The sequence below is a fragment of the Streptomyces sp. NPDC059785 genome, assembly GCF_042732375.1.
Classification (GTDB): Bacteria; Actinomycetota; Actinomycetes; order Streptomycetales; family Streptomycetaceae; genus Streptomyces.
Genome location: NZ_JBHWHV010000009.1, coordinates 107,957 through 123,682 on the forward strand (window position 1 = coordinate 107,957; position 15,726 = coordinate 123,682).

The 15,726-nt window shown below is 73.6% G+C and carries 12 protein-coding genes and 1 tRNA gene; 9 read left to right on the forward strand and 4 right to left on the reverse strand.

Features of this window, described 5'->3' with window-relative positions:
* The first annotated feature begins 209 nt into the window (after positions 1–209).
* From ACFV6E_RS09450 to ACFV6E_RS09465, 4 genes are all read left to right on the forward strand, one after another.
* Positions 210–1,103 (forward strand): FAD binding domain-containing protein, encoded by an 894-nt coding sequence (locus tag ACFV6E_RS09450; RefSeq protein ID WP_385164004.1) that lies wholly within the window; start codon positions 210–212, stop codon positions 1,101–1,103.
* Positions 1,100–3,142 carry a 2Fe-2S iron-sulfur cluster-binding protein gene (locus ACFV6E_RS09455; RefSeq protein WP_385460249.1) on the forward strand — a complete coding sequence of 681 codons (2,043 nt, stop codon included), beginning with the start codon at positions 1,100–1,102 and terminating at the stop codon, positions 3,140–3,142. The genes ACFV6E_RS09450 and ACFV6E_RS09455 overlap by 4 nt, the downstream gene beginning before the upstream one ends.
* Complete coding sequence (locus ACFV6E_RS09460; RefSeq protein ID WP_385163998.1) at positions 3,139–5,445, forward strand: xanthine dehydrogenase family protein molybdopterin-binding subunit; 2,307 nt, start codon at positions 3,139–3,141, stop codon at positions 5,443–5,445. The genes ACFV6E_RS09455 and ACFV6E_RS09460 overlap by 4 nt, the downstream gene beginning before the upstream one ends.
* A 236-nt stretch (positions 5,446–5,681) precedes the next feature.
* Positions 5,682–6,932, forward strand: a complete 1,251-nt coding sequence (locus ACFV6E_RS09465) for an SUKH-4 family immunity protein (protein WP_385163995.1) — start codon at positions 5,682–5,684, stop codon at positions 6,930–6,932.
* A 969-nt stretch (positions 6,933–7,901) separates the two neighbouring features.
* Here ACFV6E_RS09465 and ACFV6E_RS09470 read toward each other — a convergent pair.
* On the reverse strand, positions 7,902–8,264 hold the full coding sequence (locus ACFV6E_RS09470) for a hypothetical protein (RefSeq protein ID WP_385163992.1): 363 nt from the start codon (positions 8,262–8,264) through the stop codon (positions 7,902–7,904).
* A 374-nt stretch (positions 8,265–8,638) separates the two neighbouring features.
* Between ACFV6E_RS09470 and ACFV6E_RS09475 the strand changes: the two genes are divergently transcribed.
* Positions 8,639–8,866 (forward strand): GntR family transcriptional regulator, encoded by a 228-nt coding sequence (locus ACFV6E_RS09475; RefSeq protein WP_385163989.1) that lies wholly within the window; start codon positions 8,639–8,641, stop codon positions 8,864–8,866.
* A gap of 37 nt (positions 8,867–8,903) precedes the next feature.
* Here ACFV6E_RS09475 and ACFV6E_RS09480 read toward each other — a convergent pair whose 3' ends face one another.
* The 3 genes from ACFV6E_RS09480 to ACFV6E_RS09490 all read right to left on the reverse strand — a co-directional run bounded on the left by ACFV6E_RS09480 (position 8,904) and on the right by ACFV6E_RS09490 (position 9,739).
* The gene (locus ACFV6E_RS09480; protein WP_385163986.1) at positions 8,904–9,317 is read right to left on the reverse strand and encodes a PIN domain nuclease; all 414 of its coding nucleotides are present in this window, start codon (positions 9,315–9,317) and stop codon (positions 8,904–8,906) included.
* Positions 9,314–9,529, reverse strand: a complete 216-nt coding sequence (locus tag ACFV6E_RS09485; RefSeq protein ID WP_385163984.1) for a type II toxin-antitoxin system VapB family antitoxin — start codon at positions 9,527–9,529, stop codon at positions 9,314–9,316. The genes ACFV6E_RS09480 and ACFV6E_RS09485 overlap by 4 nt, the downstream gene beginning before the upstream one ends.
* 138 nt (positions 9,530–9,667) lie before the next feature.
* Positions 9,668–9,739 (reverse strand) — tRNA-Cys (locus ACFV6E_RS09490).
* Between the two features lie 223 nt (positions 9,740–9,962).
* Between ACFV6E_RS09490 and ACFV6E_RS09495 the strand changes: the two genes are divergently transcribed.
* The 4 genes from ACFV6E_RS09495 to ACFV6E_RS09510 all read left to right on the forward strand — a co-directional run bounded on the left by ACFV6E_RS09495 (position 9,963) and on the right by ACFV6E_RS09510 (position 15,708).
* On the forward strand, positions 9,963–11,531 hold the full coding sequence (locus tag ACFV6E_RS09495) for an MFS transporter (RefSeq protein ID WP_385163981.1): 1,569 nt from the start codon (positions 9,963–9,965) through the stop codon (positions 11,529–11,531).
* A 140-nt stretch (positions 11,532–11,671) separates the two neighbouring features.
* Positions 11,672–13,501 carry a DEAD/DEAH box helicase gene (locus tag ACFV6E_RS09500; RefSeq protein ID WP_385163979.1) on the forward strand — a complete coding sequence of 610 codons (1,830 nt, stop codon included), beginning with the start codon at positions 11,672–11,674 and terminating at the stop codon, positions 13,499–13,501.
* 482 nt (positions 13,502–13,983) lie between these two features.
* The gene (locus ACFV6E_RS09505; RefSeq protein WP_385163976.1) at positions 13,984–14,625 is read left to right on the forward strand and encodes an IclR family transcriptional regulator; all 642 of its coding nucleotides are present in this window, start codon (positions 13,984–13,986) and stop codon (positions 14,623–14,625) included.
* Positions 14,626–14,922: 297 nt separating this feature from the next.
* A complete protein-coding gene (locus tag ACFV6E_RS09510; RefSeq protein WP_385176588.1) occupies positions 14,923–15,708 on the forward strand; it encodes a S16 family serine protease in 786 nt (261 codons plus the stop codon).
* The last annotated feature ends 18 nt before the right edge of the window (positions 15,709–15,726 follow it).

The window sequence follows — 15,726 nt, forward strand, 5'->3', positions numbered from 1 at the left end:
GGGTCAACGAAGGGTGCCAATTCGCGCTCACTGGTGATGGCATGCCAAAACAGACCATCTCCCAGGTGAGAGGGGCGAATGCCTCCTAGCGGACCCCCGCGTCGGGGCCCCGTGAAGATGTGCCAGAGTTGCCACGTCCGCCCTGTCAGCACGTACCGTACGGCAACACAGGCGGGACCAGCTGGGGCAGCGGGAAAGGGGCAGCCGGTTTGACCACGCACGCACCGCAGGCGGCGCAGGCCGTGACGCTGCCGGGCTCGCTGGACGAGGCCGTGGCGGCCCTGGCCGCGATGCCCGCCGCCGTCCCCGTCGCGGGCGGCACCGACCTCATGGCCGCCGTGAACTCCGGGCAGCTCAGGCCCGCCGCGCTCGTCGGTCTCGGCCGCATCAGCGAGATCCGCGGCTGGCAGTACCAGGACGGCCACGCCCTCCTCGGCGCCGGACTCACCCACGCCCGCATGGGACGCCCCGACTTCGCGGCCCTCATCCCCGCCCTCGCCGCCGCCGCGCGCGCCGCGGGACCCCCGCAGATCCGCAACGCGGGCACCCTGGGCGGCAACATCGCCTCGGCCGCGCCCACCGGGGACGCGCTTCCCGTACTGGCCGCCCTGGAAGCCACGCTGATCATCGCGGGCACCGGCGGGGCCCGCCGGGAGATCCCCGTCTCGCACCTGCTCGCGGGCGTCGACATGCTCCGCGGCGGCGAACTCATCGGCTACGTGCGCGTGCCGCTGCTGCACGCCCCGCAGGTCTTCCTCAAGGCCACCGGACGCACGGGCCCCGGCCGGGCGATCGCCTCCGTGGCCCTCGTCCTCGACCCCGCCAGGCGCGGTGTGCGGTGCGCCGTCGGCGCCATAGCGCCGATGCCGCTGCGTCCCCTGGACGCCGAGCAGTGGGTCGCCTCGCTCATCGACTGGGACAACAACCGCGCCCTGGTGCCCGAGGCGCTGGCCGCCTTCGGGGACTACGTGGCCGCGGCCTGCATCCCCGATCCCGTACCGGCCGAGGACGGCTCCGTGCAGCAGCTTCCGCCGGCCGTACTGCATCTGCGGCGCACCGTGGCCGCGTTGGCCCGACGAGCACTGGGGAGGGCACTGTCGTGACCGACGACCAGCACGGGGAGGGCGCTTCCCAAGGGGGCACCCAGGGGTCCTGGGAACGGCTGCCCCAAGGGGACTACGACGACGGCGCCACGGCCTTCGTCAAGCTGCCCGAGGGCGGCATCGACGCCCTCCTCGCCGAGCACGACAGCCCCCTCGCGGCGCCCGGCCACGGCTACGTACCGCCGCAGATAACGGTCGCGCCCGCCACCGGCGCGGGCACCGACCCGGCGGCCACCGGAAGCTGGGCCGCACCGGCCGAGGGCGTCCACTGGCCGGACCCCAACGCCACGCCCCGGGAGCCCGCGCACGACGGCTACGACGGCTATCCCGACTACTCCGACGGCTACGCCTACCCGCACGACCAGCAGCAGCCCTACGGCCGGCAGCAGGCCCACGACCCGCAGCAGCCCGGGCTCCGCAACCAGCAGGGCTACCAGAGCCAGGCGGCCACCGGGCACTGGACCTTCCCGGACGCCGAGGGCTCGCACGGCACCGAGGACCCGAACGCGCACGGGGACACACACGCGGGCGCGCACGGGACCGACGTCTACGGTCACGGCGGCGGGCACGACGGACACGGCGGCGGGCACGGGAGCGGCCATGACGCGGGGCACGACGTCACCGGGCAGTGGTCGATTCCCGTCGCCGGGGGCGATCTCCCGGACGAGTCGGGCGAGTTCACCACGTCGTCCCTGGTCGAGCAGTGGGGCGGCACCCCGCCGGCCACGCTCCCGGGCGGCGCGTCCGCCCCCTGGGCCACCGAGTCCATCGGCCAGCCGTGGTCCGCGGCCCCTCCCGGGCAGACGGCGGCCCCGCACACCGAGGCACCCGGGAGCACGGGCGGCGACGCCTACGCCGAGACGTCGGCGCAGGCCGCCCGGGAGGCGGCCGAACGCGTCCAGGAGGCCGCTGAGGCCATCGCCCGCGAGCGGGCGGCCCACGGACACCTCGCGCCGCCCCAGAGCCACGAGACGGCGCCTCAGGGGCCGGGAGCGGCGCCTGAGGACCACGGGACGGATCCGGTCGAGGGTCCTGCGGGCTCCGAGGGGTCCGCGTACGAGACTCCCGCCCATGGGACTCCCGCCCATGGGACTCCCGCTCACGGCACGCCCGCGTACGAGGCCGGGGCGGCCGGACCGACGGAATCCGAGGCCGGGACCGAGGCGGCCGACGGCGAACCGGCCGCGTCCGCCGAGGCCGCCGCCGAAGGCGACGCGGGCCAGCCAGGCGCTCTGGTCGAGCCGGACGCACCGGGTGAGCCGGGGGAGACGGGCCGGTCGCCCGAGCCCGTCGCCGAGGCCCCCGCCGAGGCCCCCGCCGAGGCCCCCGCCGACGTCCCCGAGGAGCAGCCCGCGCGGGAGCCCGCCACGGCCCCGCACGACGAACACCCCCTGGCCGCGTACGTCCTGCGGGTGAACGGTGTCGACCGCCCGGTCACCGACGCCTGGATCGGCGAGTCGCTGCTCTACGTGCTGCGCGAGCGCCTGGGCCTCGCGGGCGCCAAGGACGGCTGCTCACAGGGCGAGTGCGGCGCCTGCAACGTCCAGGTGGACGGGCGGCTCGTGGCGTCCTGCCTGGTGCCCGCCGTCACCGCGGCCGGCAGCGAGGTGCGCACCGTCGAGGGCCTGGCCACCGACGGGCAGCCCTCCGACGTGCAGCGGGCGCTCGCCAAGTGCGGCGCGGTCCAGTGCGGCTTCTGCGTACCGGGCATGGCCATGACCGTGCACGACCTGCTCGAGGGCAACCCCGCGCCCACCGACCTGGAGACCCGCCAGGCGCTGTGCGGCAACCTGTGCCGCTGCTCCGGCTACCGCGGTGTCCTGGACGCCGTGCGCGAGGTCGTCGCCGAACGCGAGGCGCACTCCGCTGCCGCCGCCGAGTCGGCCGCCGCCGAGGCCGCGGCGGACACCGACGAGCCGCGCATCCCGCACCAGGCGGGCCCCGGATCGGGCGGCGTCAACCCGTCGGCGTTCGACTCCCAGAACCCCCCGATCCCCCCTGACCAGCAGCAGCACGGCCAGGACGGAGGCCAGGCGTGAGCAACGAAGGCGCCACCGCGACCACCCCCGCCGCCCCGCCCGCCCCCGAACCCCTGCCGCACGGCCTCGGCGCGTCCCTGACCTCCGCGGAGGCCCGCGCCAAGACCGAGGGCACCTTCCCGTACGCGGCCGACCTGTGGGCCGAGGGCCTGCTCTGGGCGGCCGTCCTGCGGTCCCCGCACCCGCACGCGCGCATCGTGTCGATCGACACCACCCACGCGCGCGAGATGCCCGGCGTACAGGCCGTCGTCACCCACGAGGACGTCCCGGGGACCGCGCTGCACGGCCGCGGCAAGGCCGACCGGCCCGTCTTCGCCTCCGAGGTCGTACGCCACCACGGGGAGCCCATCGCCGCCGTCGCCGCCGACCACCCGGACACCGCGCGGATGGCCGCCGCCGCCGTCATCGTCGAGTACGAAGTACTCGACCCGGTGACCGACCCCGAGCAGGCGTTCGAGGCCGAACCGCTGCACCCCGACGGCAACCTGATCCGGCACATCCCGCTGCGCCACGGCGACCCGGACGCGGCGGGCGAGATCGTCGTCGAGGGCCTGTACCGCATCGGCCGCCAGGACCCCGCCCCGATCGGAGCCGAGGCCGGACTCGCCGTGCCCCGGCCCGACGGCGGCGTCGAGCTCTACGTGGCCTCCACCGACCCGCACACCGACCGCGACGCCGCCGCCGCCTGCTACGGCCTGGAGCCCGACCGCGTCAAGGTCGTCGTCACCGGCGTCCCCGGGGCCACCGCCGACCGCGAGGACCAGGGCATCCAGCTCCCGCTCGGCCTGCTCGCGCTGAAGACCGGCTGCCCGGTGAAGCTCACCGCGACCCGCGAGGAGTCCTTCCTCGGCCACGCCCACCGGCACCCGACGCTGCTGCGCTACCGCCACCACGCCGACGCCGAGGGCCGCCTGGTCAAGGTCGAGGCGCAGATCCTCCTCGACGCGGGCGCGTACGCCGACACGTCCTCCGACGCGCTTGCCGCCGCCGTCTCCTTCGCCTGCGGCCCCTACGTCGTCCCGAACGCCTTCATCGAGGGCTGGGCCGTACGCACCAACAACCCGCCCTCGGGGCACGTGCGCGGCGAGGGCGCCATGCAGGTCTGCGCCGCCTACGAGGCGCAGATGGACAAGCTGGCGAAGAAGCTCGGCGCCGACCCGGCGGAGCTGCGCCTGCGCAACGTACTGGCCACCGGTGACGTACTCCCCACGGGCCAGACGGTGACCTGCCCGGCCCCGGTCGCCGAACTCCTCCAGGCCGTCCGCGAGTTTCCGCTGCCCGCCCTCCCCAAGGACACCCCCGAGGACGAGTGGCTGCTGCCCGGAGGCCCCGAGGGCGCGGGCGAACCGGGCGCGGTGCGCCGGGGCGTCGGCTACGGCGTCGGCATGGTGCACATGCTCGGCGCCGAGGGCGCCGACGAGGTCTCGACGGCCACCGTGAAGGTCCACGACGGTGTCGCCACGGTGCTCTGCGCGGCCGTGGAGACCGGCCAGGGCTTCACCACGCTCGCCCGGCAGATCGTCCAGGAGACGCTGGGCATCGACGAGGTGCACGTGGCACCGGTCGACACCGACCAGCCCCCGGCGGGCCCGAGCTGCCACGGCCGGCACACCTGGGTCTCGGGCGGCGCGGTCGAACGCGCCGCGAAGATGGTCCGCACCCAGCTCCTGCAACCGCTGGCCCACAAGTTCGGCATGTCCACCGAGCTGTTGCAGATCACCGACGGCAAGATCACCTCGTACGACGGTGTGCTCTCGACGACCGTCACCGAGGCCATGGACGGCAAGGAGCTGTGGGCCACCGCGCAGTGCCGCCCGCACCCCACGGAGCCGCTCGACGGCGCCGGACAGGGCGACGCGTTCGTGGGCCTCGCCTTCTGCGCGATCCGCGCCGTGGTGGACGTCGACGTCGAACTCGGCTCGGTCCGCGTCGTGGAACTCGCGCTCGCCCAGGACGTCGGCCGCATCCTCAACCCCGCCCAGCTCAGATCCCGGATCGAGGCGGGCGTCACGCAGGGCGTCGGCGCGGCCCTCACCGAGAACCTGCGCACCGCCCGCGGCCTCGTGCGCCACCCCGACCTCACCGGGTACGCGCTGCCGACCGCCCTGGACACCCCGGACATCCGCATCGTCAAGCTGGTCGAGGAGCGGGACGTCGTGGCCCCCTTCGGCGCCAAGGCGGCCAGCGCGGTACCGGTCGTGACGTCCCCGGCCGCGATCGCCTCCGCCGTCCGCGCCGCGACGGGCCGCCCCGTGAACCGGCTGCCGATAAGGCCGCAGGCCGCGGTGGTCACGGGAGCCTGACACCCGGCCACGGTGTTCATGACCGGCCACGGCGTTCGTGACCGGCCGCGGTGTTACCGGTCGGCCGCGGTGTTCTAAGTCACGGGCCGGTCCGGCGGCTCGCCCGCGGACTGTGCGGGCATTGTCAGTGGCGCGGCGTATGGTTTCGGTCAGTGGGAAGTGCCGCCGGACGGCGGGGAGTTCCCGCGGGGGAAGCACGTACGCGTTCACATGCGCCAGGGGGCGCGGGGGAAGCCATGAGCACGACTGACATCGCTGTCGGAGGCACGCTGAGCACGACCGGAATCACCATAGGCGGCGGACTCTTCCTGACCGACGCCGCGCTGGACCCGTACGCCACGCGCGCGGAGACCTGGCACCTGTTCACCACGAGCCGGTTCGCCGTCGAAGGGCTGCGGGAAACGGGACCCCGCGCGACAGCGACTGCGACGGCGACAGTGACTGCGATGGCGACTGCGACGGCCGGGCCCTTCGGCGACGTGCACCGACTGGCGCTGAAGCTCCGGGAGCGCCCGGCCCCGGCGGCGGCACGGATCTCCACCACGTACGGCTGCCGCGACCGTGACCGGGCCGCCGCCCCGGACCACCCGGAGCTCACCCCGCCGTCCCCCCGGCTGAGGAAGCTGCTGTGCTTCGCCGCGGCGGCGGAGGAACTGGCGGCGGCGCGCGGCCGGTCCGCGTCGCTCGACGGCCGCTTCGGGCCGAAGGCCGACGCGGAGGCGACGGCACAACTGGCCGCCTTCTTCGAGGGAGTGGGGACAGGGGCCCCGCCGTACTGGAAGACGGCCGCGCTGATCCGCCCGCTCGCCAGGATCACCGGCCCCGGCGCGGGCCTCGTGCTCGACCTGCCGCCGCGCCTGCTGGACGAGAGATGCGGCTCCGCCGGGATCATGCGCTTCGAGGAGATCGACTTCCCGTCGGCACTGACCCACGAGCCGACCCGCCGCTTCCTCAGGGACACGGGCCTGCCGGAGGACGGCGACCTGTTCCGCCTCGACGCGTGTGACATGGAGGTGCCGCTGCCGACGCTGACGGAGTACGCGGATGATCAGGGCTACGGGGCGTACGGGGAGCACGAGCGCCCCGGCGGCCGGCTCCCGGCGCACGCGGACCGCCTGATACGCCTCGGCCCCTTGGCGGAGGTGCCGGACGTGGACCTCGTCCTCGACGGCGCGACGGGCGCGGTGCTGGCCTGGAGCGAGCCCGACGGCACGCTGCGCCCGATGCACGCCGACGTCTCCACCCTCGCGCTCACCGCCTGGCTGCTGCACGGCCGCCGGGCGTTCGCGCAGCACCCGGCAGGCCGTGCGTTCCCGGCTCAGGCGATCGACGGGTCCGACTCGTCCTGGACGGTCCAGGACGGCCCTTCGGGAAGGGCCCGCGACGCCTCCCCCATACCGCGCCCCGGCAGCACGACGACGGCGGTCGCGGCCAGGGCGCACAGCAGCCAGGTGATGGCCCAGTGCAGTTCGTCGGGCCCGATGTAGAGCACGGGGGAGGCGACCACCGCCGCGAGCAGGGCTCCGCCGAGGATCCGGCCGTGCACGGGCGCGGAGAACTTGGCGGTGCGGGGGACGCGCCGGACGGTGCGGTCGGCGACCATGGCCCGGTTGCCGCCGCCGAGGTACGGGCGCGCCTCGTCCGGGTCGGCGAGGCCCATGTAGACCTCACCGCTGTCGGAGACGAACGCCGCGGGCAGCTCCTCCTCGATCAGCTTCCACCGCTCGGGCCAGCAGAGCCAGCCCGCCTGACCGCCGAGGCGCAGGGCCGCCCGGCCCACCTCCTCCGGCGGACCGGACACCCTGAACTCACGCCCGCCGCCCGCCTCCTCGTGGAGGACCAGCCAGTGGAACTGCGTGGTGCGCTGTTCCCCCGGCTTGTCGCCGCGCTCGTGGTAGCGCATCCGGAAGGGTGCCCCGACCCGCACCCGCACGGCGTGCAGTTCGCCCCGCCCGGCGTCCTCGGCCAGTACGCGCTGCTTGCCGCGCGGCTTGGCCTGGCTCGCCTGGCGGCGGGCGAACTGCAGCGCCTTCAGCGTCACCACGAAGGTGATGAGGATGACCACTCCGCTGAGCACCCCGCCCGTACCGCCCGCCAGCCGGGCGAGCACGAGCGGCGTCAGGATGAGCAGCGCGGCACCTGTCGCCCGCCCCACGTCCCGGGCGGGCGCCGGCAGCCGACGCGGTGGCGGAGGCGGCTGGCTGACAGTGGAAGGCGGCGCCCCGAGCCGGGGCGCCGCCCGGCAGGCCAGCGCCCACGCCGCACCGCTGACGGCGGCGGCCCCGAGCGCCGCCAGGATGTCCCAGCGCGGGGCGGGCGCGTCGTACCGCACGAAGACCAGGGCCAGCGCGACGGCAGCGCAGGCCAGACCGACACTGCCGAATCCACGGGTGAACAGGGTCGAGCGTCGCATGAGCGTCCTCACCGGGCTGGTGGAGCCGGGGTGGGGCACCGTCTCACGAGGCTGGATCTTCGTCAGTTTCAGCCATGATCGAGCTCTCTGTAAAGAGACCGTCGTCCGCGTACGGCGGGATGCGGTGCCCCCGGCTCTCACAGATCCGCAGGGAGTCCGTCAGACACTCGGTGAGACGCCGGATCAGGAACAGGGCCTCGTCGGCGGTCGGTTGGCCGACGGTGATCAGTATGTCCCGCGACAGCTTCAGCACGGCTGCGCCATCGCTGAGCTGGTCGGCCTCGATGCTGTCGGCGAGGAGCGCCATCGGGGTCGCGCGGCCGTCCGTGACGAGAAGCGCCGCCTTGCCGTCGGGCCCGCTCCACGGCAGGAGACGGACCTGGGAAGGAGGGGAGGTGGAGGTCATGCGGCCGCCTCCCAGTGGTAGATGCCGTGGGTTCGCTGGTGGGCGAGGAGGTAGGGGCGGACGAGCGCCGCGTCTTCTCCTCGCAGGTAGCCCTGGGGGTGCCGCGAGCAGAGAACGGCGCTGTGCGTGATGATCAGCCGCCGTGCCGTGCGCCGGGCAGGCGGTAGCCGCGGGCCGGCTCGTCGCTTGCCCTGGCCGGGCAGGAGCCATGAGAGGAGAAGGGTAAGTAGGCTTCGCACTGTCGGTCACTCCAAGGGTGAACGGCCATACCCCCGGACCGTTCGCCCGGTCGCGGGGGCCTCATGGAGCCGAGCATACGCGTATATGGGTATACGCGGTCGCGGGAACCCGAGAACGCGCGCATTCTCGGTTGCATGGATCTTGACCGCAGTAAGCCGGTATGGCCTCAAGTAGCTGCCGAGCTGCGTCGACGGCTGGACGCCGGCCAGTACCCGGCGGGGGAGAGGTTCCCTGCCGTCAATGACCTCGCCGCCGAGTTGGACGTGGCCCCCTCCACCGTCCAGAAGGCAGTAGTGGCCCTCAGGGAAGAGGGCCGGCTCTACACCGTGCTCGGCCAGGGCTCGTTCGTTTCCAAGGGCTGAGGCTGGGCGGAGTCTGGCGGGCCAGGCTGGAAAAGGATCACCGCCGGAGGTCGATCGTGCGTACCGGCTGGCCCGTGGTCCGGGCGATGGTCTCGAAGTCGCGGTCGTAGTGGAGCAGGGTGAGGCCCGCTTCTTCGGCGGCGGCTGCGACGAGGAGGTCGACCGGGCCCGCGCTGCGGTGTTCGCCCTTCGCGGTGAGCTGCTCCTGGAGCACGCGGGAGCGGCGATAGATGCCGTCCGGCATCGGACACCACGCGTAGTGGGCGTCGAGTGACGCCTTCAGTCGTGCGCGGTCCGCGGAAGAGCGGGCGGAGTAGAGGACCTCAAGTTCCGTGATGTCGCAGATAGCGACGAGGCCGGCGGCGATTTTGTCGTCCCACTCGGCCGTGTTCTGCGCGAGAAGGACGCGGGCGAGGGCGGAGGTGTCGATGAGGTAGTCGGCGACGGTCACGGCCGGTACTGGCTCTTGTCCAGGAGGATGTCGATGTCCAGGGCTCCGTCGGCCACCAGCTGCCGGGCGTCTTCGAGTGCGCGCAGGCGTCGGTAGCGGGCGGTGACCTCGCGCAAGGCGGTGTTGATCGTCTCGCGCTTGGTGGTGGTGCCGAGTTCCCTGGCGGCTGCCTCCAGTGCCTCGTCGTCGAGGTCGATGACAGTTCGGCTCATGGCGACTCCCGGTGTGTGCGACAAGGCGTATATCAGCATGCCTGATCCAATATATCAATTCAACCGGGACGGACGACCGAGAGGGCGGCGCCCCTCTTCGGGGTGCCGCCCTCTCGGTCCGTCTGTTCACGGCGCCAGAGGCCGTGGCGGGAATCGAACCCGCGTAACTCGCTTTGCAGGCGAGTCCCTGAACCACTCGGGCACACGGCCAGGTCGGGAACCTCACGAGACTTCGTGTGTTCCGGACTCGGTGCACTGACCGTAGGCGGGGGCCGGGGCCGGGCTCAAGGAATGCGCCGACCCCGCAACGCGACTGCCACACCGCGTTCACAGTCGTACGCGGTCGTCATGTGCAGTCGTACGACCAAGGTCCGAGGCGAGCACCGGCTCGCGACAGGGGTCAAAGGCGATCACGCCTCTTACGCTGGCCCTCATGACAGCCTTTGAGCCGGGCGACAGCGGCGTCGCCGATCTCGCCGGGACCGAGCCCACGAAGCTCGCCGGGACCGAGCCCACGAAGCTCGCCGGGAACGAGCCCACGAAGACAGCCGAAGCGGCGACTGCGGTCGAGGGCGGCGTGCTCGGTCGCGACTACCGCGCGCTCAGCGTCGGCATCGTCTCCGTCGTGTTCCTCATCGCCTTCGAGGCGACCGCCGTCGGCACGGCCATGCCCGTCGCGGCGCGCGAGCTGCACGGGCTCTCGCTCTACGCCTTCGCGTTCTCCGCGTACTTCACGACCAGCCTCTTCGGGATGGTGTCCGCGGGGCAGTGGGCCGACCGGTCCGGGCCCCTCGGGGCGCTCGCGGCCGGGATCGGGACCTTCGTGCTCGGGCTGCTGCTCGCCGGGAGCGCCGGGAGCATGTGGGTCTTCGTGCTCGGGCGGGCGGTGCAGGGGCTCGGCGGCGGGCTCGTCATCGTCGCGCTGTACGTGGTCGTGGGGCGCGCTTATCCGGAGTCGTTGCGGCCCGCCATCATGGCGGCTTTCGCCGCGAGTTGGGTCGTGCCCTCCGTCGTCGGGCCGCTCGCCGCCGGTGCCGTCACCGAACATCTGGGGTGGCGGTACGTGTTCGTCGGCATTCCGGTCCTCGTCGTCTTTCCGCTCGCGCTCGCCCTGCCGCAGATACGGCGGCGGGCGTCCGGGCCCGCCACCCCCGCCGGACCCGCGGATTCTGTCGGCGGGACCGCCCCCGCCCGCTTCGACCGGCGCCGCATCCGGCTCGCGCTCGGCATCTCGGCGGGCGCCGGGCTCATTCAGTACGCCGCCCAGGGGGTGAGTGACGGCTCCGGCAGTTCCCTGCGGTGGGTCGCGCTGCCCGCCGCCGTCGCCGGGGCCGCGCTGCTCGTCCCGTCCGCGCTCCGGCTGCTGCCCCGCGGTACCTACCGGGCCGCCCGCGGGCTGCCCTCCGTCGTGCTGCTGCGCGGCGTCGCCGCCGGGTCCTTCGTCGCCGCCGAGTCCTTCGTACCGCTGATGCTCGTCACCCAGCGCGGGCTGTCGCCGACGCTCGCCGGGTTCTCGCTCGCGGCCGGTGGCGCGACCTGGGCGCTGGGCTCCTACGTGCAGTCCAGGCCGCGCCTGGAGCCGTACAAGGAGCGGCTGACGACCGGCGGGATGGTGCTGGTCGCCGCCGCGATCGCCGCCGCGCCCAGCGTGCTCCTGCCCTCCGTACCGGTCTGGACCGTCGCCGTCGCCTGGGCCTTCGGCTGCTTCGGGATGGGGCTGACCATCGCCGCCACCAGCGTGCTGCTGCTCAAGCTCTCCGCGCCCGAGGAGACCGGCGCCAACTCCGCCGCGCTCCAGATCTCCGACGGGCTCTCCAATGCGATCCTGCTCGCCGCCGGCGGTGCCGCGTTCGCCGCGCTGGGCGGCGGTGCGGTCGGGCACACCGCCACCTCCGCCGCCGGCCACCACTCCCACCCGGCCGCGTTCGCCGCCGTCTTCCTGCCGATGGCCGGGGTGGCGCTGGTGGGGGCCTGGGTGACGACGAGGCTCCGGGAGCGGTGATCCGTACGCCGGGCGGCTGCCCTGTGACGTAACTCCCATCCGCCCCCGCCCCCGCGTCGTACGGGCATGGGCGCGGGTGCCGCGCCGGTAGGGTGGCCCGGTTGTCATACGTAGCCGATCAGACCACCCCCACGGAGACCGTGACTACCACCGCCGCCACCTCCGCCTCCTCCGCCGCGGCCTCCGCGGCCGCGTCGTCCTCGCACCACCTCTCGCCCGCGTTCCCCGGCCGTGCCCCCTGGGGCACCGCCAACAGGCTCCGGGCGTGGCAGCAGGGGGCGATGGAGAAGTACATCCAGGAGCAGCCGCGCGACTTCCTCGCCGTCGCCACCCCCGGCGCCGGCAAGACGACCTTCGCGCTGACGCTCGCGTCCTGGCTGCTGCACCACCACGTCGTGCAGCAGGTGACCGTGGTCGCGCCGACCGAGCACCTGAAGAAGCAGTGGGCGGAGGCGGCGGCGCGGATCGGGATCAAGCTGGACCCGGAGTACAGCGCGGGCCCGCTCAGCAAGGAGTACCAGGGCGTCGCCGTCACGTACGCGGGCGTCGGGGTGCGGCCGATGCTGCACCGCAACCGCGCCGAGCAGCGCAAGACGCTCGTGATCCTCGACGAGATCCACCACGCCGGTGACTCCAAGTCCTGGGGCGAGGCCTGCCTCGAAGCCTTCGAGCCCGCCACCCGGCGGCTCGCGCTCACCGGTACGCCCTTCCGGTCCGACACCAATCCCATCCCCTTCGTGACGTACGAGGAGGGGAACGACGGGATCCGGCGGTCCTCCGCCGACTACACGTACGGCTACGGCAACGCGCTGGCCGACCATGTCGTGCGGCCCGTCATCTTCCTCTCCTACAGCGGCAACATGCGCTGGCGTACGAAGGCGGGCGACGAGATCGCCGCGCGGCTCGGCGAGCCGATGACCAAGGACGCGGTCAGCCAGGCGTGGCGCACCGCGCTCGACCCGCGCGGCGAGTGGATGCCGAGCGTGCTGCGCGCCGCCGACTCCCGGCTCACCGAGGTCAGGAAGGGTATTCCGGACGCCGGTGGTCTCGTCATCGCCTCCGACCAGGACTCGGCGCGCGCCTACGCCAAGCTGATCCGCGAGATAACGGGTACGAAGGCGACGCTCGTCCTCTCCGACGACGCGGGCGCGTCCGGCAACATCGACACCTTCAGCCACAACGACGACCGGTGGATGGTCGCCGTCCGCATGGTGTCCGAGGGCGTCGACGTGCCCCGGCTCGCGGTCGGGGTGTACGCCACGACGATCTCCACGCCGCTGTTCTTCGCGCAGGCCGTCGGGCGTTTCGTACGGTCCAGGCGGCGCGGCGAGACGGCCTCCGTCTTCCTGCCGACCATCCCCGACCTGCTCGGCTTCGCCAACGAGATGGAGGTCGAGCGCGACCACGTCCTGGACAAGCCGAAGAAGGAGGGCGAGGAGGACCCGTACGCCGAGGAGGAGAAGCTCCTGGCGGAGGCCGAGAAGCAGCAGGACGAGGACACCGGCGAACAGGACGAGCTGCCCTTCGAGGCGCTGGAGTCCGACGCCGTCTTCGACCGGGTCCTCTACGACGGCGCCGAGTTCGGCATGCAGGCCCACCCGGGCAGCGAGGAGGAGCAGGACTACCTCGGCATCCCGGGTCTCCTCGAACCCGACCAGGTGCAGATGCTGCTCCAGAAGCGGCAGGCCCGGCAGATCGCGCACAGCCGCAAGAAGCCCGACAGCGAGGCCGATCTCGTCGAACTGCCCGCCGAGCGGCGGCCCGTGGTCACCCACAAGGAGCTGCTGGAGCTGCGCAAGAAGCTGAACACGATGGTCGGCGCCTACGTCCACCAGAGCGGCAAGCCGCACGGAGTGATCCACACGGAGCTGCGGCGGGTGTGCGGCGGGCCGCCGAGCGCGGAGGCCACGGCGGGGCAGTTGCGGCAGCGGATCGCCAAGGTGCAGGAGTGGGCCACGCGGATGCGGTGAGCCGGTGCCGGCGGCGTGGCGGCGGCTGCGGCGGGCCGGCGACGTCAGCCGCGGACCGACGTTCCCGGCAGCCCACCACATCCGCACGGTCACCGGTTCATCGGGCGCGCCCACCGGCTCACCGAGCGCGGGCCCACCGCTTCACCGAGCGCGGCCCGCCGCCCGCGCGTCGTATGTGAGCCCGATGTGCGTTCTCTATGCGGGCACTCGGAATGTTTTGGGGCAAAAGAAAACGGCGCGTGTCCGGACCTGCCCGGATTCTGGACGGAGCCTTCCGCTGAGCGGACCGGCTCGCTACTGTCCCCGCTACGCACACGCCCCGTGGCAGCGCCGCCGCGGAGCGCAGCCGTGAAGCGACCTCGCCCCGGGGAGACCCGGGCCGCTTGCCGACCGGCGGCCACTGAAGCGCGTCGCCGACGGGACTCGGCCACGCAACCGCCGCGGAGGGGGCCGCCGACCCTCACCACTAAGGAGTGGGCGTCGTGACCGCGGAGACCTCCCAGACGCTCGACCGGGGACTGCGTGTCCTCAAGCTGCTCGCCGACACGGATCACGGGCTGACCGTCACCGAGCTCTCGAACAAACTCGGCGTGAACCGGACCGTCGTGTACCGGTTGCTCGCCACGCTGGAGCAGCACGCTCTGGTCCGCCGTGACCTGGGCGGCCGCGCCCGGGTCGGACTCGGCGTGCTGCGCCTGGGCCGCCAGGTGCACCCGCTGGTACGGGAAGCCGCGCTGCCCGCGCTGCGGGCGCTCGCCGAGGACATCGGCGCCACCGCGCACCTCACCCTGGTCGACGGGGCCGAGGCGCTCGCCGTCGCCGTCGTCGAGCCGTCCTGGACCGACTACCACGTGGCGTACCGCGCCGGGTTCCGGCACCCGCTGGACCGGGGTGCCGCGGGCCGGGCGATACTCGCCGCCCGCAAGACGCCCGTGTGCGACCCCGGCTACACGCTGACCCACGGTGAACTGGAGGCGGGGGCGAGCGGGGCCGCGGCCCCCCTCGTCGGCGTGACCGGGGTCGAGGGCAGCGTCGGCGTCGTCATGCTCGCGGACGCCGTACCGGAGCGGGTGGGCCCGCGCGTGGTCGACGCGGCCCGGGAGGTGGCGGAGGCGCTGCGGTGAGTACCGGACGTGCCGCGGTGAGTACCGGACGTGCCGCGGTGAGTACCGGACGTGCCGCGGTGAGTACCGGACGTGCCGCGGTGAGTACCGGACGTGCCGCCGTGAGCACCGGACGTGCCGCCGTGAGCACCGGACGTGCCGCCGTGAGCACCGCACGCGCCGCCGTGAGCACCGCACGCGCCGCGATAAGCACCGGACGGCCGGGCCCCCGCCCCGCAGGCCGCCGCCCCGCAGGCCCCCGCCCCGCAGGCCCCCGCCCCCGCGGGCGGCCACCCGCCCGCACGTTAGATTGACCTCGTGCTCTCTCGTCTCCCGCGTCCCAAGGCCCTCGTCGTCTGTGCCGTGCCCGTCGTGGCGCTGCTCGCCACCGCGGCGTTCGCACCGCTGCCGTTCTCCCTGGCGCAGCCGGGCTCGACGGCGAACGTGCTGGGCAAGCACAAGGGCGACCCGGTGATCACGATCACGGGGGCGGCCACGCGCGAGACGAGCGGCGAGCTGCGGATGACGACGATCGAGGCCACCGGGCCCGACACGCACGTGGACCTCGGTGACGTGGTCGGCAACTGGTTCCGTACGGACCGGGCGGTGATGCCGCGCGACGCGGTCTACCCGAGCGGCGACAGCGTCGAGGAGATCGAGAAGCACAACGTCGCGCAGATGAAGGACTCCCAGGACTCCGCCACCGAGGCCGCGCTGTCCTACCTGGACCGCAAGGACGTCAAGGTCGAACTGAAGCTGGCGGACGTGGGCGGGCCCAGCGCCGGGCTGCTGTTCTCGCTCGGCATCGTCGACAAGCTGGACGGCGACGGCAGCGGCGGCGACCTCACGGGCGGCCGCACCATCGCGGGTACGGGGACGATCGACGGCGACGGCAAGGTGGGCGCGGTCGGCGGGGTGGCCCTGAAGACCCAGGCCGCCCGGCGCGACGGCGCGACCGTCTTCCTCGTACCGAAGGCCGAGTGCTCGGACGCCCAGGCCGAGCTGCCGAAGGGGCTGCGGCTCGTCCCGGTGACCACGCTCAAGGGTGCGGTCGACGCGCTGGTGGCCCTGGAAAAGGACAAGGGCTCGGTCCCGAGCTGCTGAGCCGAGGGGCCGGCCCGA

What these genes read in the sequence shown, in the direction of transcription:
- ACFV6E_RS09465 (WP_385163995.1), top strand. Translation starts at nt 5,682, where the DNA reads ATGAGCACGACTGACATCGCTGTCGGAGGCACGCTGAGCACGACCGGA.
- ACFV6E_RS09470 (WP_385163992.1), bottom strand. Translation starts at nt 8,264, where the DNA reads ATGACCTCCACCTCCCCTCCTTCCCAGGTCCGTCTCCTGCCGTGGAGC.
- ACFV6E_RS09485 (WP_385163984.1), bottom strand. Translation starts at nt 9,529, where the DNA reads ATGAGCCGAACTGTCATCGACCTCGACGACGAGGCACTGGAGGCAGCC.
- ACFV6E_RS09475 (WP_385163989.1), top strand. Translation starts at nt 8,639, where the DNA reads ATGGATCTTGACCGCAGTAAGCCGGTATGGCCTCAAGTAGCTGCCGAG.
- ACFV6E_RS09495 (WP_385163981.1), top strand. Translation starts at nt 9,963, where the DNA reads ATGACAGCCTTTGAGCCGGGCGACAGCGGCGTCGCCGATCTCGCCGGG.